General features: G+C 41.5%; 17 protein-coding genes, 2 tRNA genes and 4 pseudogenes. 5 read left to right on the top strand and 18 right to left on the bottom strand.

Annotation, left to right across the window (positions count from 1 at the left end; genetic code table 11):
* The 4 genes and pseudogenes from fmt to DW059_RS08500 all read right to left on the bottom strand — a co-directional run bounded on the left by fmt (window position 1) and on the right by DW059_RS08500 (window position 5,074).
* Window positions 1-942, bottom strand: a complete 942-nt coding sequence (gene fmt, locus DW059_RS08515) for a methionyl-tRNA formyltransferase (protein WP_117698488.1) — start codon at window positions 940-942, stop codon at window positions 1-3.
* 2 nt (window positions 943-944) lie between these two features.
* Window positions 945-1,415, bottom strand: coding sequence for a peptide deformylase (def, locus tag DW059_RS08510; RefSeq protein WP_117698487.1), 471 nt, complete (start codon window positions 1,413-1,415; stop codon window positions 945-947).
* Window positions 1,416-1,442: 27 nt separating this feature from the next.
* Window positions 1,443-3,668, bottom strand: a complete 2,226-nt coding sequence (priA, locus tag DW059_RS08505) for a replication restart helicase PriA (protein ID WP_117698486.1) — start codon at window positions 3,666-3,668, stop codon at window positions 1,443-1,445.
* 9 nt (window positions 3,669-3,677) lie between these two features.
* A pseudogene (locus DW059_RS08500) lies at window positions 3,678-5,074 on the bottom strand (UDP-N-acetylmuramoyl-L-alanyl-D-glutamate--2,6-diaminopimelate ligase).
* 531 nt (window positions 5,075-5,605) lie between these two features.
* On the opposite strand from DW059_RS08500, the gene DW059_RS08495 reads away from it, so the two are divergent.
* Window positions 5,606-6,004, top strand: a complete 399-nt coding sequence (locus tag DW059_RS08495; RefSeq protein ID WP_117698485.1) for a putative ABC transporter permease — start codon at window positions 5,606-5,608, stop codon at window positions 6,002-6,004.
* Window positions 6,005-6,090: 86 nt separating this feature from the next.
* On the opposite strand, the gene DW059_RS08490 is transcribed toward DW059_RS08495, so the two are convergent.
* Entirely contained in the window at window positions 6,091-6,507 is a 417-nt protein-coding gene (locus DW059_RS08490; RefSeq protein ID WP_117698484.1) for a PH domain-containing protein, read from the bottom strand.
* 179 nt (window positions 6,508-6,686) lie between these two features.
* Here DW059_RS08490 and pyrB point away from each other — a divergent pair, with 179 nt between their 5' ends.
* Window positions 6,687-7,601, top strand: a complete 915-nt coding sequence (gene pyrB, locus DW059_RS08485; protein WP_022243183.1) for an aspartate carbamoyltransferase — start codon at window positions 6,687-6,689, stop codon at window positions 7,599-7,601.
* Between the two features lie 5 nt (window positions 7,602-7,606).
* Window positions 7,607-8,047 carry an aspartate carbamoyltransferase regulatory subunit gene (locus DW059_RS08480; protein WP_022243184.1) on the top strand — a complete coding sequence of 147 codons (441 nt, stop codon included), beginning with the start codon at window positions 7,607-7,609 and terminating at the stop codon, window positions 8,045-8,047.
* Window positions 8,048-8,151: 104 nt separating this feature from the next.
* On the opposite strand, the gene DW059_RS08475 is transcribed toward DW059_RS08480, so the two are convergent.
* The 6 genes from DW059_RS08475 to DW059_RS08450 form a co-directional block, all read right to left on the bottom strand.
* Window positions 8,152-9,084, bottom strand: a complete 933-nt coding sequence (locus DW059_RS08475) for a hypothetical protein (protein ID WP_117698483.1) — start codon at window positions 9,082-9,084, stop codon at window positions 8,152-8,154.
* A gap of 319 nt (window positions 9,085-9,403) precedes the next feature.
* The gene (locus DW059_RS08470; RefSeq protein WP_022243186.1) at window positions 9,404-9,631 is read right to left on the bottom strand and encodes a KH domain-containing protein; all 228 of its coding nucleotides are present in this window, start codon (window positions 9,629-9,631) and stop codon (window positions 9,404-9,406) included.
* A gap of 12 nt (window positions 9,632-9,643) precedes the next feature.
* Entirely contained in the window at window positions 9,644-9,889 is a 246-nt protein-coding gene (gene rpsP / locus DW059_RS08465; RefSeq protein ID WP_022243187.1) for a 30S ribosomal protein S16, read from the bottom strand.
* A gap of 49 nt (window positions 9,890-9,938) precedes the next feature.
* A complete protein-coding gene (gene ffh / locus DW059_RS08460; RefSeq protein WP_117698482.1) occupies window positions 9,939-11,300 on the bottom strand; it encodes a signal recognition particle protein in 1,362 nt (453 codons plus the stop codon).
* 1 nt (window position 11,301) lies between these two features.
* On the bottom strand, window positions 11,302-11,646 hold the full coding sequence (ylxM, locus tag DW059_RS08455) for a YlxM family DNA-binding protein (RefSeq protein WP_117698481.1): 345 nt from the start codon (window positions 11,644-11,646) through the stop codon (window positions 11,302-11,304).
* 239 nt (window positions 11,647-11,885) lie between these two features.
* Window positions 11,886-11,969, bottom strand: a tRNA-Leu gene (locus tag DW059_RS08450).
* A gap of 182 nt (window positions 11,970-12,151) precedes the next feature.
* On the opposite strand from DW059_RS08450, the gene DW059_RS08445 reads away from it, so the two are divergent.
* Window positions 12,152-12,236: transfer RNA gene (locus DW059_RS08445), tRNA-Leu, on the top strand.
* A 162-nt stretch (window positions 12,237-12,398) separates the two neighbouring features.
* Here the strand turns inward: DW059_RS08445 and DW059_RS08440 are convergent.
* The 7 genes and pseudogenes from DW059_RS08440 to DW059_RS08415 all read right to left on the bottom strand — a co-directional run bounded on the left by DW059_RS08440 (window position 12,399) and on the right by DW059_RS08415 (window position 18,521).
* Window positions 12,399-13,175 carry an NYN domain-containing protein gene (locus tag DW059_RS08440; protein ID WP_022243191.1) on the bottom strand — a complete coding sequence of 259 codons (777 nt, stop codon included), beginning with the start codon at window positions 13,173-13,175 and terminating at the stop codon, window positions 12,399-12,401.
* Window positions 13,176-13,197: 22 nt separating this feature from the next.
* Window positions 13,198-14,619 (bottom strand): annotated as a pseudogene (gene pyk, locus DW059_RS08435) (pyruvate kinase); the annotation flags it as partial.
* A 45-nt stretch (window positions 14,620-14,664) separates the two neighbouring features.
* On the bottom strand, window positions 14,665-14,802 hold the full coding sequence (locus DW059_RS15910) for a hypothetical protein (protein WP_158552089.1): 138 nt from the start codon (window positions 14,800-14,802) through the stop codon (window positions 14,665-14,667).
* 97 nt (window positions 14,803-14,899) lie between these two features.
* Window positions 14,900-15,304, bottom strand: coding sequence for a hypothetical protein (locus tag DW059_RS08430; protein ID WP_117698479.1), 405 nt, complete (start codon window positions 15,302-15,304; stop codon window positions 14,900-14,902).
* Between the two features lie 197 nt (window positions 15,305-15,501).
* Entirely contained in the window at window positions 15,502-16,113 is a 612-nt protein-coding gene (locus tag DW059_RS08425; RefSeq protein WP_117698478.1) for an HAD family hydrolase, read from the bottom strand.
* 18 nt (window positions 16,114-16,131) lie between these two features.
* Window positions 16,132-17,405, bottom strand: a pseudogene (locus DW059_RS08420) (adenylosuccinate synthase).
* A 228-nt stretch (window positions 17,406-17,633) separates the two neighbouring features.
* A complete protein-coding gene (locus DW059_RS08415) occupies window positions 17,634-18,521 on the bottom strand; it encodes a LysR family transcriptional regulator (RefSeq protein ID WP_117698476.1) in 888 nt (295 codons plus the stop codon).
* A 148-nt stretch (window positions 18,522-18,669) separates the two neighbouring features.
* Between DW059_RS08415 and DW059_RS08410 the strand changes: the two are divergent.
* A pseudogene (locus DW059_RS08410) lies at window positions 18,670-20,018 on the top strand (MATE family efflux transporter).
* Window positions 20,019-20,035: the final 17 nt, after the last annotated feature.

Genomic DNA, 20,035 nt, shown 5'->3' with positions numbered 1-20,035 from the left:
TTATTGCTGTTTTGTTCCAAGCACCGTTCCGTTTCCGATTGTAAATCCACGTAAGAAATCGGCAACCGGCATACGTTTTTTTCCTTCTAACTGCACTTCTTCCAGCGAAAGACGGTCAACGCCTGTCTGTATGACAAGGCTCTGTTTATCTGCCTTTACCACTGTTCCCGGTGCAGCATCCGTATTGCCCGGATGTACCGTTGCCTTCCAGATTTTCAATGTCTTACCGGAAAGGTAAGTATAGGCACTCGGCCATGGATTCAGTCCACGAATCAGCCTCTCAATCTGCACTGCAGATAAAGACCAGTTAATCTTTCCCAATGACTTCTGAATCATTTTGGTATGCGTTGCAATCTCATTATCCTGTGGTGTATACACTGCTGTACCATCTTCAATGGATTTCATGGTTTCTACACACAATTGTGCCCCGGCATCCTGCAATTTATCAAAAAGGCTGCCACCGGTCTCCTGTGCATCCAGTTCCACAGCCACAGATGCTATCATATCTCCGGTATCCAGACCTTCATCCATACGCATAATAGTTACGCCGGAAGCCTTCTCTCCATTGATTACTGCCCACTGGATTGGTGCAGCTCCACGGTATTTTGGAAGCAGGGATGCATGGACATTGATGCAGCCATATTTTGGCATCTCTAAAATTTCTTTTGGAAGTATCTGTCCAAAGGCTGCTACCACAATGATGTCCGGCTGATATTTTGCCAGATATTCTATGCATTCCAGGCGGCGTACCCGCTCCGGCTGATACACTTCAATTCCATGGGCGATTGCAGCTTCCTTTACCGGAGGATACTGCATGCTCTTTCCTCTTCCCTTTGGTTTATCCGGCTGTGTTACTGCAAGCACTACTTCATGTCCTGCTGCCACAATTGCCTCTAATGTACCCACCGCAAAATCCGGTGTTCCCATAAATATTACTTTCATTTCTAGCCCTCCTCATAGACTACATCATGAAGCTCGCCCTCTACTTTTTCCATATACATATGTCCATCCAGATGGTCTAATTCATGACAGATTGCTCTTGCTAAAAGCTCTGTTCCCTCAATCTCATATTCATCACCATCTTCATTAAATGCACGGGCTTTTACATAATTTGGTCTTGTAACTGTTCCTGCCTTGCCCGGAAGACTTAAGCAGCCTTCATCCCCTGTCTGGGTTCCGGAAGTCTCGATAATCTCAGGATTAATCATAAGAATCGGACCATCTCCGATATCAATAACTACCATTCTCTTTAAGATTCCAACCTGCGGTGCAGCAAGTCCCACACCATTGGCTTCATACATGGTTTCTAACATATCATCTGCCAGTTCCAAAATCTTTGGTGTTATCTCTTTAATTTCTTTACAGGTCTTTGTCAATACCGGATCTCCTACTGTCCGGATCTGTCTTAATGCCATTTTTACTTCCTCCTTAAATTTCTTTCTCTAAAAGCCATTTACCGGGTCAAAATCAAATTGCACCGATACGTTTCTTACTCCCTGTTTTTCTTCCATAAGCTGTTCTACTTTATCTTTTATCTGAATCAATACACCATAATCCGGGTGTTTGAAATAAAGTACTTTTTTATAAATGTCATTTACCTTGGCTACTGCTGCATCTGCTGGTCCAATCATCTGAAGCTTTTTATCAGCCTGCACTTTTTCCATGGTATCTGCAAGCTCTTTTGCACATGCATAGGCTTCTGCTTCTTCTTTTGATGCACAAAGCACAACCAGCATATGCCATACCGGCGGATAACGCATTGCCTGCCGGTAGAAAATTTCCTCTTCATAGAACTGGTTATAATCCTGATTCTTTGCACAGATGACGCTGTAGTGCTCCGGATTATAAGTCTGGATAATGACCTCTCCCGGTTTCTCACCTCGTCCTGCCCTTCCGGCTGCCTGGGTCAAAAGCTGAAAGGTTCTCTCAGCGGCATGATAATCGGATACATAAAGAGATAAGTCTGCCGCCAGCACTCCTACTAATGTTACATTTGGAAAATCATGTCCTTTTACAATCATCTGGGTTCCAATCAGGATATCTGCTTTCTGATTGGCAAATGCAGAGAGGATTTTCTCATAGCTGTCTTTGCTTCTTGTGGTATCAAAATCCATCCGAAGAATCCTTGCCTCAGGAAATTCTTTTTTTACCAGTTCCTCAATTTTCTGGGTTCCGGCTTTAAAACCACTGATATATTTTGAACCACAGCTCGGACATATCTTAACATGATTTTGCTCATAACCACAATAGTGACATATCAGTTTTCCATTATTATGTGCATGCAATGACACATCACAGTGGGGACATTTCATTACATGACCACAGGCACGGCAGGATACAAAGCCTGCCATTCCCCTGCGGTTAATAAATAGCATAACCTGTTCTTTCCGCAATAACCGCTGCTCTATTTTTTCATGAAGGCTTCTGCTTAAAATCGAAAAGTTTCTTGCCTTTAATTCTTCTCTTAAGTCCACAATTTCACATTCCGGCAGTGGCTTTTCCTTCACCCGCTTATCCATGGAAAGGAGTAAATAGTCACCCTTTTTTGCATGATAAAAGCTTTCTATGGAAGGGGTCGCCGAGCCTAAAATCACAGTGGCACCGGACATTCTCGCCCGCTCTATTGCGGTTTCCCTTGCATGATACCTTGGTATCGTCTCACTTTTATAAGTGCCCTCATGCTCTTCATCTATTATAATATACCCAAGATTTGAAAAAGGTGTGAACAAAGCAGAACGAGGGCCAATCATAACATCAATTTCACCTTTTTTTGCCCGCTCAAACTGGTCGGAACGCTCTCCCGGTGACAGTTTCGAATTCATAATGGAAACCCGGTCGCCAAACCTATGGTAAAACCGCATCACCGTCTGATAAGTCAGTGCAATCTCCGGAATTAATACGATGGACTGCTTTCCCCTGCCGGCAGCTTCTGCAATCAGTTCCATGTAGACTTCTGTCTTACCGCTTCCGGTCACTCCGTGAATGAGGCACGGCTTCTTTTCTGTTCTGGCATTTTCTATCACTGCATCCACCACTTTTTGCTGCATTGCATTTAAGGTCAGGGTATAGGCTCCCATCTCCTGTGTACGGACAGGGTTACGGTAAGTCCGCACTTCTTCTACCGTTATAACGTCCTGCTGCATCATTGCTTTGATGACATCTGCCGTAATATGAAGCTTTTTGGTTATTACATCATAACTTAAGACAGTTTCTTCTAACAGTGCTTCTAACAGTCTTGCCCGGGCAGTTCTGTGCTTTCTTTTCAGTTCTTCCAAAAGGCTTGCCGCCTCGTTAAAAGGAAGTACAAGACGCACCAGACGGCTCTTTTTTTCCTTTGCTTTCTCTTTAATCGGAATCACTGTCTTTAATGCCTGGTTCATGGTTCCGCCATAATTTTTACGCATCCATGCTGCCAAGGCAATAAACTGTGATTCGATTTGCATGGCATTGTTATCAACAGCTTTAATGTCCTTTAATTTTGCCGTGTCAAATTCTGCTTTATCTGTCAATTCTATCACGTAGCCCTTTATCGTCCGGTTTCCAAAGGGAACAATGACCTGCATTCCTTCCGTTATCTCATCCTTCATTTCCGGTGGAATCCGATACTGAAAAGTTTTATCTAATTTTTCATGAGAAATATCAATTATGATATTGGCATATTTTGCCATAGATTCACCTCATATACTGTTCTCTATCATTTCCCGTTCGTTCATCGGATAAAAATGTCCTTCTATCTCCTGATACTCTTCATGACCTTTTCCTGCCACTACAATCAAATCGCCCTCCTGTGCCTGGGAAATAGCATAAGAAATGGCTTCTCTTCTATCCGGAATAATTTTATACTTTCCTTTCGTTCTCTTCATTCCCTGTTCGATGTCAGAAAGGATTGCCTCCGGCTTTTCATATCTTGGATTATCCGATGTCAATATCGTGACATCCGAAAGTCTTCCGGCTGTCTCACCCATCTGAAACCTCCGCAGCGGAGAACGGTTTCCACCGCAGCCAAACAATAATACCAGACGCTTGGGCTGATACTGCCGCAATGTCTTTATCAGGGATTCCAGACTTGCCGCATTATGGGCATAATCAATGACTACATCAAATTTATCTGAAATTCTTACTTCTTCAATTCTTCCTTTTACTGAAACATTTCTTAAGGTTTTCCTTATCGTCTCCGGGGAAATTCCAAGGAGATGTGCTGCTTCCATGGCAGCAAGGGAATTATATACATTGGCAGTTCCGGGCATTTTTAATACGATTTCATCCTTTATCCACCCGGTTGTCTGATATGTGACATTTAATCCACGACTGCTTCTTTCATATATGATATGCTCCGCTTTTACATCGCAGGGTTGTTCGATTCCATAAGTATAAACCGGAGCCGAAAGATCCGCTGTCATAAAACCATGATATTTATCATCTGCATTGATACAAATCATCCGGCTACGCTCAAAAAGCCGTTTTTTACAGCAGGCATACTCCCGGAAACTCCGATGCTCCCCCGGTCCGATATGATCCATGGACAGATTAGTATAAATTCCAATGGCAAAGGTGATTCCTTCCACCCGGTAATGCTTCAGTCCCTGGGAGGATACTTCCATCACACAACAACTGCATCCGGCATCCGCCATTTCCCGCAGTTCCTTCTGTAATACCAGGCATCCGGTGTCGTATTGCTGCCTGGCTTTTTTAATCCATCGCTTCTTCGTACGCCAAGAGTTCCGATCAGTCCGCATTTTACCCCGGCTTCCTTTAACATCTGATACAGCATACAGGCAGTCGTGGTCTTTCCTTTTGTTCCGGTAATTCCTATCATCTGCATGGCTTCTGCCGGTGCGCCATAATAATTTCTGGCTATCCATGCCATGGCTTCACTGGTATTGCGTACCCGGATGACTGTCACATCACCTTCCACCCAGACATGCTTTGATACTACACACACTGCTGCTCCTTTACGAATTGCCTGAGCAAGATAATCATGCCCATCTTCTCTGCTTCCCTTCAGGCAGATAAACATGCTTCCTCTGACCACCTGTCTGGAATCATGGCAGATATGTGTCACCTTACAATCCATCGTTCCCCGTGTACAAATATATGTAACCTGCTTTAGTAAATCCTTAAGATATGCCATAGACGTATCCTTAAAAATACACTTTTATCATTATATGCTACCAGGTGGGTTTTTACAAGTTTTCCACTTTTTATTTATGAAAGATTTCATAATTTCTTACAGATATTTTATGAAATTACGAAACAGGGTGATGCTGTAAATGTATTTATTGTGTAACCGAAATAACCGGATGTTCACGAAATCCGAATGTAACATAATGACCTGCAAGAAGCACTAAGAATTCTGCTATTGTTATGATTTGTTCCGGCAACCAGCGCAAATTCACATCCATGTTCATATGCGCTTCGCTGCCACATCCATGTGTCAGCGTTGCCTGTTTTTATACAGAATTCCAAGTGCTTCTAACAGGTCTTATCATACATTCGTCCTTTCGTGAACACCCAGTTATTTTACACACAAAAATTACCAGCCGCATTCCATCCCTGTTTCATAATTTCATAGTATTTTTCTAAATTCAAAGGAGATACTTTTCTTATGATGAAGAATAATTTTATGATATGCGGACTCACGGGCTGGTGCATGGAAATTATCTTCACCTCCCTTGATTCTATCCGCAATAACAATTTTAAACTGACGGGACATACTTCTATCTGGATGTTCCCGATTTATGGTATGGCGGCGGTTATTCCGCCGGTTTATAAACGCATTCGAAAGCTGCCTGCCATCTTCCGGGGTTCCATTTACTCTGCCGGTATCTTTGTCTGTGAGTATCTGACCGGAACCTTCTTAAAGAAAAAGGGCATCTGTCCATGGGATTACAGCAATGCCAAAACCAATATCAACGGTGTCATCCGCTTAGACTATGCGCCTCTCTGGATGATGGCAGGTCTCCTATTTGAACGTGTTACCACTGTTCCCCTGAGAAAATCTTAAATCCCCTTTCCTGCATAAAACAGCATCGCACGGAACTTCTTATTTAAGTCCGTGCGATGCCTGAATCCTGCAATGTCCTGTTACGCTTATGAGTCTAAATCATCAATATCTGCGCCAGCTCCAATATCTAACGTATTTAAAGTACGGCGTTTCATTCTTGCAATTTCGGATGCTTTTAAGATGTAATTTTTTACTTCCCTGGAATGTTTGATATGTGTCAGCCGAAGCTCCGGTGTAGTAACATCTCCGGTATAACAGATTACAGTTCCAAGTCCGAACATCCGCTCCAGCAAAGTTGCCGTTAATTTTACATCCTGTACCTTATACATATAGCAGTCATTTTCTTCAATTTTGAATAAGCCTGCATCTACTGTAATTACACTTGGTTTGATGATATATTTGGTAAAGGTCCATGGCAGACCGAAAAAGAGTATTCTCTTGCGTTCTGTGTACTGGGCATCCTCATCAAAGTCCATCTGCATATCGTTTCTTTCCTCAATCATTTTTGCTCTCCTTCTCTTTGCATCACCTTATGATACCCTACTTTATCATATACTGAAAAATTTTTCAAATTTCAGAATATTGCGTCTTTATATTTTACCTTGAATTTTATATTTTATTATTATATGATAGTAAAAATGCCTAGATGACATTACTAAAAACATCATACAGGAGGAATCTTATGCGACACTTAATGAGTCCCCTCGATTTATCCGTAGAGGAGCTGGATCAACTGCTGGATTTAGCAGGTGATATTGAAAAAAATCCACAAAAATATGCACATGCCTGTGATGGCATGAAACTTGCAACCTGTTTCTATGAACCAAGTACCCGTACCCGTCTTAGTTTTGAAGCTGCCATGTTAAACCTTGGTGGTTCTGTTCTTGGTTTTGCCAGTGCAGACAGTTCATCCGCAGCAAAAGGTGAAAGTGTTTCCGATACTATCCGAATCATTTCCTGTTACGCAGATATATGTGCCATGCGTCATCCAAAGGAAGGTGCGCCTCTCGTAGCTTCCCAGAAATCTTCTATTCCAGTAATCAACGCCGGTGATGGCGGTCATCAACATCCAACCCAGACATTAACTGATTTATTAACCATTCGTTCTTTAAAAGGGAAATTAGACAATATGACAATCGGTTTATGCGGTGATTTAAAATTCGGCCGGACCGTGCACTCTCTGATTAATGCACTGATTCGTTATCCCGGAATCCGCTTCGTTCTTATTTCTCCGGAAGAACTTAAAATTCCGGACTATATCCGCGAAGACGTTCTGGTAAAAAATAATATTCCGTTTGAAGAAGTAACAAGACTGGATGATGCAATGCCAAAACTTGATATTCTTTATATGACCAGAGTGCAGAAGGAACGTTTCTTCAATGAAGAAGATTATGTCCGTCTGAAAAACTATTACATATTAGACAAGGAAAAAATGAAACTTGCCAAGGACGATATGTATGTTCTTCATCCACTTCCTCGTGTCAATGAAATATCCGTAGAAGTAGATGATGACCCAAGAGCTGCTTATTTCCGTCAGGCACAGTACGGTGTCTATGTGCGAATGGCTCTGATTCTTACACTATTAAAATGGAGGTAATCAATATGTTAAATATCAGTGGAATTCATGAAGGTTTCGTTCTCGACCATATCAAAGCCGGTATGAGCCTTTCTATCTATCACAATTTAAAGCTGGACAAGTTAGACTGTACCGTTGCCATTATCAAGAATGCCAAAAGCAATAAAATGGGAAAAAAAGACATCATCAAAGTCGAATGCCCGATTGATGCCTTAGACTTAGATATCTTAGGTTTTATCGACCACAATATTACCGTAAATATTATCAAAGGCGATAAAATCGTTGAGAAAAAGGAACTGCATCTTCCAAAGCAGGTAAAAAATGTAATCCGTTGCAAGAACCCACGCTGCATTACTTCCATCGAACAGGAATTAGACCAGATTTTCCTGCTCACAGATGAAAAAGAAGAAACCTATCGCTGCAAATACTGCGAAGAAATGTATACCGACTACGGTTTTCGTGCATGAGTAAAATTGTTAAAAAGTGCACAGGAACGAATTCCTGTGCACTTTTTATGAAACTATATAACTGCTTTTCTTTTCCCCTAGAAAAAACTTACAGTTTTATCTTTTTATCTTGTCAATTGTCCACAGATTTTCTCTACATCATAGTCTGGTGCCATATCTCTTGCCAGTTCATATATATTTTGAATTTTTTCCGGAGTTTCTTCTAGCATATCCGCAATTTCTTCTACAGATTTTCCTTTTTTCATTTTCTTTATTACAAGTGAAACTAAACTCTGCTCTATTCCATGCTCGACTCCTGCCTCAAATTCTGCTTTCCTTAATTTCTTTTCCTCTTCCTCTTTGTCATATTCAAATATACTCATAGCAATTACCTCCGCCTGATTTTTCCTAAGGAAATCTGCCAGAATATTTTCATGGATGCATTCTGCAACTGCTTTTTGTACAGCAGCATCTACTGGCATCTGTTCCGTAAAAACACGCACTTTTGCGACATAAATGGAATATTCCCTCAATATCTGGCACTGGGACATTAACTCCGTGTTGTGCCCCACATTCACATTAAATGTGGTAACAACAAGCTCCAAAGATGGATTGTCTGTTGCATGATAAAACGCATCTGACAGCCGTCTGGTACAACAATCCTCTATCGGCATGCTTCCGTTATAAAATACAATAAAATGGGGATTGGGAATTTTCTGTAATGCAGAAGAATATAGGGATTTCTTATCTACAAGCCTCTGGTATTCTGCTGCAATATAAAATAAATCCCGAAGCGGAATGTTCGGATTTATTGTGGATTGATGTTCATATAGATAAAGATTCATATCCAGAATAAAAGCCAGGTCATTCTTCATTCCCATATAAATAGCATTTTCTAAAGTTACAATTTCCAGTGCATCTGCATCCGTATAATTACTGCTATTAACCGCATTATAAAGCGACAGCAAAGCTTCCTTTTCCGAAAATAGCATGCGAAAAATAGTGTCCTTGAATTTACGGTTTGCTACCGGTGTGTTTTCATTTGTTTCTCTTGTCATAGGCAAGTCCTCCTTGTATGTGGCAGGAGAACCATTGCTACAAAATCCACTGCTGTACCTCTCCTGCTTTTTTGATTAATTAGTGAATAAAAGCATAGATAGATACAGAAATGTCATGTTCAAAATGAAACAAGATTTGAATAATAGAATTTGCTATTTCGATTGTATTAATGTATGCTTTTTTGTATTTTAACATATGTCGCATAATGGGACAAGATGGAAAAGTGCACAGGAACGAATTCCTGTGCATAATTATTAGCATATAGATAAAAGGAAGCAGCAGATTACTCTGCTGCTTCCTTTTATGTCATCGATATTATTACATAATATCAACGATTACTTTTTTGTTTTCTTTTGAGGCTGCTGCTTTCACAACAGAACGGATTGCCTTTGCAATACGTCCCTGCTTTCCGATTACCTTACCCATGTCGGACTGAGCTACGCGCAGTTCCAATACGATGGCTTTCTCGTTCTCTGTCTCTGTGACATTGACCTCATCCGGGTAATCTACAAGTGATTTTGCAATTACTTCTACTAATTCCTTCATAGGTACACCTCACTATTTTACGATACCGGTTGCTTTGAAGATACGGTTTACGGTTTCTGTTGGCTGTGCGCCGTTTGCTAACCATTTCTTAGCCAGTTCTTCATTTACATGGTACTCACTAGGATCCTTAGTTGGGTCATAAGTTCCAATCTCTTCGATGCATTTTCCATCTCTTGGGGAACGGGAATCTGCAACTACGATTCTATAGAAAGGAGCCTTTTTCTGTCCTAATCTTCTTAATCTGATCTTTACTGCCATTACTGTTTCACCTCCTTGAATTATGCTATCCTAAGCAAATGCTTATATGTTAAAAAGGAAACTTGAATTTTCCCATTTTACCACCGCGTCCACGTCCACCCATAAGTCCGGGCATCTGTTTCATCATTTTCTTCGCCTGTTCAAACTGCTTTACCAGACGGTTTACTTCACTGATATCTACCCCTGCACCTTTTGCAATCCGGTGCTTACGGCTCGGATTCAAAAGCGAAGGATTACTTCTTTCCTTCTTTGTCATGGAATAGATGATGGCTGTTGTACGTGCCATATTTTTCTCAGCTTCACCTTCATCAATATCCGGCATCTTTCCGCCGCCAAGTCCCGGCAGCATACCAAGAATATTTCCAAGACCGCCCATTTTCTTCATCTGTTCCATGGAAAGCAGATAATCATCAAATGTAAAGTCTGCTTTCTTCAGACGCTGCTGCATGTCTTTGGCTTTCTCTTCATCTATATCAATCTCGTTCTGTGCTTTTTCAATGAGTGTAAGCACATCGCCCATGCCAAGAATTCTACTTGCCATACGATCCGGATAGAACTGTTCCAAATCAGAAAGTTTCTCTCCCATACCAACATAAAGAATCGGTTTACCGGTTACTGCACGGATGGATAATGCCGCTCCACCTCTGGTATCACCATCTAACTTTGTCAGTACAACTCCATCAATTCCAATCTTCTCATCGAACGTTCCCGCCACATTTACGGCATCCTGTCCGGTCATGGCATCTACAACCAAAATGGTCTGTGCCACATCCACATTTTCTTTTATCTCAATCAACTCATCCATCATATCTTCATCTACATGAAGACGTCCGGCGGTATCTAAGATGACTACCTGATTGCCATTCTTTACTGCATGCTCTACTGCCGCTTTCGCAATATTTACCGGCTTATTCTTATCGCCCATGGAGAATACTTCAACTTCCTGCTTCTCTCCATTGATTTTCAACTGCTCAATAGCAGCCGGGCGATACACATCACAGGCTACCAGCAGTGGTTTCTTGCCCTTCTGCTTTAACTTACCTGCAATCTTAGCTGTTGTGGTGGTTTTACCAGCTCCCTGAAGACCTACCATCATAATAACGGTAATCTGCTGTCCCGGACGAAGTGCTATCTCCGTTGTTTCGGAACCCATGAGCCTGACCATCTCTTCATTTACAATTTTAATTACCATCTGTCCAGGATTCAGTCCGTTCATTACATCGGAACCAATTGCACGCTCCTGCACCGCTTTGGTAAACTGTTTTACTACTTTAAAGTTAACATCTGCTTCAAGCAGAGCCATCTTTACTTCTTTCAGTGCTGCCTTCACATCATCTTCCGTAAGCCTTCCCTTACTGCGAAGATTCTTAAATACATTTTGAAGTTTCTGTGAAAGACTGTCAAATGCCATATTACAGCTCCTCCAATATTTCTCCCGAAATTCTCTCTATTTCATCAATTACTGTATCCTTGCGTCCTGCCCGGAAGCTTTCCGCTAATTTGTTAATCTCTTCTACCTTCTGCTTCGTCTCTAAGAACTTCTTTACCAGATGAAGTTTCTCTTCATAGCCTTCCAGCATCTTATTGCACCGCTTAATCAGGTCATGTACACCCTGGCGACTGATGCCCTCGCAGGAAGCTATCTCGCCTAAAGATAAATCATTGAACACGAAATCTTCGTAGATTCTTCTCTGATGTTCATTGAGCAGCTCTCCATAAAAATCATATAAATAAGTCTGTTCTACTTTTTCTTCCATGTTCTCACTCCTTGCGACCTTAGCTATCATACTATAAAGGAAGCAGGGTGTCAAGTATTTTTTCTTGACACCCTGTTTTTTCTTCTATTACACTCGCTTTTCATTTTTCCGAATATTTGTTATACGCTCCTTTTTACGATTCATCAAGTAATTTCAGAGTTGCAAAGCCTGCTGCCGGCAGCTTCTTACGAATACTTTGTAACAGCAAAAAAGCCCTGATATCATCAAGGCTTTTTTCATGCAGGAGATGGGACTTGAACCCACACGATATTGCTACCACAGGCACCTGAAGCCTGCGCGTCTGCCAATTCCGCCACTCCTGCGAACAAATGATATTTTACCGTTTCAACGGTAATAAGTCAACCCCTATTTTTAATTTTTTCCCTTTTTTGAAAAAATATATAAAATTGGCAAAAATCGAAAAAAGTTAAAAATAAGCATTGACAATTGCCCCGGAATTTGTTACTATTTACAAGTCGTCATGAGACGTAAGTTCATACGGTATGCGGAAGTGTCGGAACTGGCAGACGAGCAAGACTAAGGATCTTGTAAGCATTGCGCTTGTGTGGGTTCAAGTCCCATCTTCCGCATTATTTAATGGAGCGGGAAGCCTGATAAATCAAGGCTTCCTGTTTTTTTGCTTATAACCAGATTTTAGTTACAGCATGTATCTACGCTTTAAAAATATTATGTAAAAAGCTTCTTTCGCCAGCCAAATACAACTCTGGAAAAAGAAGCTTTTACATTCTTTTCTACTCTTTTATTTTTGCATACACAACCTTCAACAGCTTATTGTGTGGATTCTCAATCGGGTTTAATTCAATGCTCCTAAACTTCTTTAAGAAGGTAGAAAGTTTACTGCACTGATAATTTCGTGGGTCAAAGCCCGGAATACGTTTGCTCAGATTGATTCCAAGCTCAGAAATATTAATCCAGCCATTTTCCTCTGCATTGCTCCGGATAATGGAGATTACCTCCTTTTCAATATCCGAAAGCTTCGGAAGGTTGTCATTGTCCCCGGCATCCTTTTCCGAAGATGCATTCGTATTTCTTCTTGTGGTAGCTGTGCGCTGTTTTTCCTCTGCTTCTTCTTTATTATAAAGTAAATCAAGATACTTGAAATTCTCGCAGGCATTTACAAAGGACTTCGGTGTCTTCTCCTCTCCCATTCCGATTACCATCATACCGGCTTCCTTTAAGCGCATGGCAAGTTTGGTAAAATCACTGTCTGACGACACCAGACAGAAACCGCTGACTTTGCCGGAATAAAGAATATCCATGGCATCTATAATCAATGCCGAATCAGAAGCACTTTTTCCTGCAGTATAATTACACTGCAATTCCGGTGTCAGAGCATACTCCTGCATATTTTTCATCCATGCAGATACGCTCGGATTCGAATAATCTCCATAAACCCGCTTATAAGTAGCCACCCCGTAATTGCTGACCTCATCCATAATTAGTTTCACATATTTATTGGATACATTTTCTGCATCAATCAGCACTGCTAATTTCGGTTGTTCATTCATACCATCTACGCTCCTATTTCTTTAAGTGTCCCGTCACTACTACACGAATCAGATTGGTGGTACCGGAAATACCCAATGGAATTCCAGCTGTAATAACCGCCAGATCTCCATGCTGTACATATCCATGCTGTTCTGCGGATTCCATTGCATTATTAAACAATGCTTCTGTATCCGTCTCTTCCTGTATCATAAGTGGTGTTACGCCCCAGGAAAGATTCATCTGATAATAACTCTTTTCCGATGGGGTACAGCCGATAATTGCACATTTCGGACGATATCTTGAAATCATGCGGGCAGTCTTGCCGGATTTGGTTACCGTAACAATTGCTGCCGCATTGATGTCAATGGCAGTCATACAGGTTGCATGGGAAATGGCATCTGTTACATCCGGATTATCAATCTTCTCCAGCTGGCGGAAACGTTTCTCATAATCAATATCATTTTCTGTATATTCCGCAATCTCTGTCATGGTTTTTAATGCCTCCACCGGATATTTCCCGGCAGCAGTCTCACCAGACAGCATAATTGCACTGGTTCCATCATAAATAGCATTGGCAACATCGGTTGCTTCTGCTCTGGTCGGGCGTGGATTCTTCATCATGGAATCCAGCATCTGGGTTGCCGTAATAACAACCTTTTCTGCATGGTAAACCTTTTTTATAATTTTCTTCTGAATTGCCGGAACTTCACGAATCGGAATCTCCACTCCCATGTCTCCTCTGGCAACCATAATGCCATCTGACACTGCCAGAATCTCATCAATATTATCTACACCCTGACGGTTTTCGATTTTAGAGATAATCTTAATGTCATTGCAGCCCTGCTCTGCCATAATTTTCCGTAACTGCAGCACATCATCTGCACAGCGTACAAAAGATGCTGCAATAAAATCTACACCCTGCTCAATTCCAAATAGAATATCGGAGCGGTCTTTCGGGCTGATATAAGGCATGGACAGATTTACATTCGGTACATTAATTCCTTTGCGGTCTGAAATCACACCACCATTTTCTACTTTACAGGTAATCTCAGTTTCTGTTACATTGGTTACCAGCATTTCAATCAGTCCATCATCAATCAGAATTCTGGTTCCGGCTTTGACATCATGCACCAAATCCTTGTAAGTAATAGAGACCCGCTCTTTATTTCCCATAATATCATTGGTGGTAAGTTTAAAGGTATCTCCCGGAAGCAGTTCTGCTCTGCCACCCTCCAGCTGTCCAATCCTGATTTCCGGTCCACTGGTATCAAGAAGAATCCCAACCGGTCTGCCCAGTTCCTTACGCATCCTTTTTACACGATCCATGGTTACTTTATGTTCTGCCTGTGAGCCGTGGGAAAAGTTAATTCTCGCCACGTCCATTCCATTTTCCATTAACTGTTTTAATACTTCATCATCCTTTGTTGCCGGTCCTAATGTACATATAATTTTTGTCTTTCTCATATTCTGTCCTTTCCTGCTACAAGCCCTCTATCTTCTTTTATTCCTTTATACTTCTTTCGTCTTTTCCTGTTCCTCTTTAGAAGAAGTCTCATCTTCTCTGCCATGATGCTCATACCACCAGCATGCAGCAACTGCTGCCGCTACCATAACGCCCATAAGCGCTACTACAATATCCTGTGCCATATTTTATTATCCTCCTATCACAGTTATGACCTGATATTGTACGCAAAGAAACCTATGCTCCTCTGCGCACAGGTAAATTGCTTCTAACTTGTGATAGTCAGCCCTTCGCTCCATCCTGATGATGGATATAGCCTATAATGACACGCCTGCTGTCCAAAACATCCTTTGATTTCCGTAATTCAAAGTTCCAGCCGTCTTTTGCCTGATTTTCAGGCAATACTGCTTCCAGTGATAATGCGGCTCCTTCCAAATCGCTGTTTTTCTCCGACAGTCTGCGGTATCCCGCTGCAATCCTGCCGGTCTCCCGAGTTCCCAAAAGTTCTTCGGTACAGCTCTCTGATGGTCTGGATAAATGTGCTACCTGTGTGAAATTCTGGTTCGCAGTATCTTCACATGCAAAGGAAGAATCTATGTTGATATTTTCAACATACATTCCTGAAACCGTCATAATAACAGCCACTATGAGACTTATCAGCTTTTTCTTTAAACCTGTTATCCTCATTGTATTCTCCCTGCTTACTGCGTAACTGCGAAAACACGCTTTACAGGAAAGCAATTTCCTGTAAAGATAAAAACTGGCAGGAGTAACTCCTGCCAGTTGCGTTGCTACCCGTCTGCTTACGCTCATTATAAGCATTTCGCTATTGAAATGCAAGAAACGAATAGGCAATTATTCTTTTTTTACATAATCTTTACTTATTAACGGTCGGATACGACACCAAGTTCCAAAAGTCTTCTTTTTGCCTGCTGCTGATTCTGAAACTGTATGCCTGTAATGCCAAGCTTTTCTGCTGCCTCTATGTTTTCCGGACGGTCATCTATGAATACACATTCCTGTGGCACTAAGTGGTATCTGTCAAGCAGCAGGTTATAAATTTCCGCTTCCGGCTTGATGCACTTCACCTGATAGGAAAAGATTGCTCCGGTAGTCTCCTTTTCAAAAGAAAGTTCTTCTGTTGCTTTTTCATAAGTGCTCTTTGGAAAATTAGATAATATATAGGTATGATATCCATTTTCCTCAAGGCTTCTGATCCACCGCACCGTATATGGATAAGTACGAATCGTCTCTCCTACATGGTCATAAAAGAGTCTTATTTCTCTTTCATAATCCGGTGTTTCCTTGATGCATGCAGCAATAATCTCTTCATCCGGCTTTGCCCCCCGGTCGAATTCATTCCAGGTTACGGAACGGACGGTAGCATCCGCCACACATTCAAAAGTTTCCCCCTCAAAACCGAGCTTATGAAATACTTCTTCCCAGCAAAAGTCTACCAGCACTTTTCCTACGTCAAAGATTACATTTTTTATCATCACGATCTGCCTTTATTCTTAACGATAAATGATATCATTCTTCCCGGTCCGTTAGAAACCATGGTAATCGGATATCCAATCTGTTCTTCAATGAATTCTACATATTTACGGCAGTTTTCCGGAAGGTCTTCGTATTTCTTAATTCCACGGATATCTGTCTTCCAGCCCGGAAGGTTCTTTAATACAGGTTTTGCTTTTTCAAGCTTTGTAGTTACAGGGAAGTCTGTGGTTACTTCTCCGTCGATTTCATATCCTACGCAAACCGGAATCTCATCTAAATATCCTAAAACATCTAACACGGTAAATGCTACATCGGTAGTTCCCTGCATGCGGCAGCCATATTTACTTGCCACACAGTCAAACCATCCCATACGTCTTGGACGTCCTGTGGTTGCGCCGAATTCTCCGCCGTCTCCACCGCGTTTTCTTAATTCATCTGCTTCTTCGCCAAAGATTTCGCTGACGAATGCGCCTGCACCAACAGCAGAAGAATATGCTTTACATACAGTAACAATTTTCTTAATCTCATATGGTGGGATTCCTGCTCCGATTGCACCATATGCAGCCAATGTAGAAGAAGATGTTACCATTGGATAAATTCCGTGATCCGGGTCTTTTAAGGTTCCAAGCTGTCCCTCTAAGAGAATGTTCTTTCCTTCTTTGATTGCCTTATCAAGATATAAAGAAACATCACAGACATACGGAGCTACCATATCACGGTACTCATGTAATGTATTTAACAGCTCTGCCTTGTCCAGTAATGGTTTGTGGTACATATACTCTAACATAATATTTTTCATTTCACAGATACGGTCTACCTTTTCTGTTAAAGTATCTTCATCGAAAAGTTCACTTACCTGGAAACCGATTTTTGCATATTTATCTGAATAAAATGGTGCAATACCTGACTTGGTAGAACCGAATGATTTCTTTCCAAGACGCTCCTCTTCGTACTGATCAAAAAGCACATGATACGGCATAACAATCTGTGCACGGTCAGAAACCAAAAGCTTAGGTGCCGGTACATTACGGTCTGTAATAGACTTCATCTCATTGAAAAGCTTCGGGATATCAAGTGCAACACCATTTCCGATAATACTTGTGGTATGTCCGTAGAACACTCCTGATGGAAGGGTATGTAATGCAAATTTTCCGTAATCATTTACGATAGTATGTCCTGCATTTGCACCACCCTGGAAACGGATAATAATATCTGCTTCCTTTGCAAGCATATCAGTAATCTTGCCTTTTCCTTCATCTCCCCAGTTTGCACCAACTACTGCTGTAACCATTTTTATTTCCTCCTTATAATAAGAAATATGTTCTTCTCGCTGCTCGCGTAACTATGAGAAACACGCTTTACGAGCTACTCGCGGAGCGTTTTTTACTTTACAGGAAAGCAATTTCCTGTAAAGCAAAAAAGAACCGGTGTAAAAACCAGTTCTCTGCTTCTTACTTTCTGATTATACCGAATCAGATATTATAAGTAAAGTCAATATTCCTTATACTCGACATAAGTTTTACTTATGTTGCAGTAATTTCAACAATTTTTCTGCTGCTGCAGTCAACGGAACCCTGTCATCTGAAACAATACAGAACTGTCTGGCAGGAATCTTCTTATTAAATGTAATCTGAAACAGTTCCCCCTTTTCAATTTCTTCCTGGGCAAAGTCCCTGACCACATTTGCTATGCCAAGGCTCCTTTTCGCAAACTGTATCAGCATATCGCTGGTGGCAAGTTCTATCTCCGGATGAATCACAACGCCTTCTCCCAGCAGAAATTCCTCTACATATTTTCTGGTAGAGGTATTTCCCTCCAGGCACATAACCGGCAGATGTTCCAATTCTTTATAGCTTAATTTACCGCCCTTTAAATATTCAAATTTTCGTCCTGCCACAAAGACATCTTCTATCTCACGCACCGGAATCACATGCATATTCTTCGTTGTCTCCATGGGCGTGCTGACTACACCAAAATCAATTCTGCCGCTCTGCAGATATTTCAGTGTCTCCGGTGTCGGTGCATTGGTAACTGTAATTCTGATTTTCGGATACTGCTCATGAAACTGTTCCAGATAAGAAAGCAGATAAAACTGCAGTGTCATATCGCTGGCTCCGATACATACTTCTCCGCTGGTCAGCTCCTGCATTTCAAGGAATTTGCGTTCGCCTTCCCGGATGGTCTCATAGCCCCGCTGCACATAGCCGTAAAGTGTCTGCCCCTCTGCAGTCAGACGCACCCCTCTGGATGTCCGCATGAAAAGGGTGGTTCCCAGTTCCCGCTCCAAATTACGGATTGCCTGGGACACTGCCGGCTGTGAAACATTCAGTTCTTCTGCTGCCAATGTAATACTGTGAAGTTTTCCTACATAATAAAAAAATTTGTAATATTCTAAATTCGTATTCATGAGCGAATTATACCATAATTAAATTGATTTTTACATTGTCATTTTTATTTTACCAATGTATACTAATCCCGTTTCCAAAGAATATAGTACTTTTTTCTCATATAGTGCAGAACATTTCTGCAAAAAATTATGAAAGGAGCTTATAATTATGACGAAAGATATGACAACCGGAAATCCACTGAAATTAATTCTTTTCTTCTCACTTCCTGTATTGTTCGGAAATCTGTTCCAGCAGTTCTACAGTATGGTAGATACCATCATTGTAGGACAGTTTTTGGGAGAAGATGCCCTGGCTGCTGTAGGTGCAACCGGTTCTATTATGTTTCTGGTACTTGGTTTTGCATCCGGACTTGCCAGGGATTCGGTGTTATGGTATCACAGGCTTTCGGTGCAAAGGATGAAAGCCGTTTAAAGCATATTGTTGCTTTATCCTTCCTCTTAACCATAATCATTTCCGTGGTTCTTACCGCATTGACTGTTACTACTTCCCGGGAGCTTTTAATCTTTATGAACACACCGGATAATATTCTTGATATGGCAGACTCTTATATCCGGGTTATCTTCTGGGGTATCATTACCAGTATGATGTACAATGTTGTTTCCGGAATTTTAAGAGGTGTTGGTGACAGCAAGACTCCATTATACTTCCTGCTGTTTTCCTCCGCTCTTAATATTGTGCTGGATTTATTCTGTATTGTAACTTTAAAATTAAATGTTGCAGGTGCTGCATATGCCACCGTAATCTCACAGGGTATTTCCGCTGTTCTCTGTCTTATTTATATGTACCGTAAATTCACGATTCTCCGCACCAGAAAAAGTGATTACTACATCGACCGCGTGACAACCGCCCAGATGATGGGACTTGGTATCCCGATGGCTTTGAACTACTCTCTGATAGCTGTTGGTTCCATGATTCTTCAGTCTGCAGTAAATGTATTTGGTTCCAGTGCTGTTGCAGCCTTTACTGCTGCATCCAAGGTAGAACAAATTTCTACCCAGCCAATGCCAGCTCTTGGAACCACAATGTCTACTTACTGTGGTCAGAACTTAGGTGCCGGAAAATACGAACGCATCTTCGATGGCATGAAGAAGGCCTTTGGAATCGCCCTTGGAACTGTTGCAATTGCTGCATTCATCTGTACTGTATTTGGCCGTTCCATTGTTTCCCTTTTCTTAAGCGAACCGACGGAAGCCATTTACAGTTATGCCACACAGTACTTAAATACCATCAGCTGCTTTTTCTTCTTTCTTGCTCTTATTTACCTTTATCGTACTTCTTTGCAGGGACTTGGAAAAGGTATCATGCCTATGGTCAGCGGTATCTTTGAAATGATTTGCCGTGTCGGTGTCGTATGGCTCCTTTTAAATCCATATGGATACTGGTCAGTCCGTCTGGCAAGCCCGGTAGCATGGATTGGTGCCGGTGTACCACTTATGATTTCCTATCTTGTTTGGAAGAACCGGAAAAAGAAACAGCTCTGCAGTCAGGCTGTATAAAATCCTGAGCCTGCAAT

Source organism: Roseburia sp. AF42-8 (genome assembly GCF_003435965.1).
Lineage (GTDB): Bacteria > Bacillota > Clostridia > Lachnospirales > Lachnospiraceae > Roseburia_C > Roseburia_C amylophila.
The sequence above is the reverse complement of the archived record's forward strand: the minus strand, read 5'-3'. Positions and strand labels throughout refer to the sequence as shown.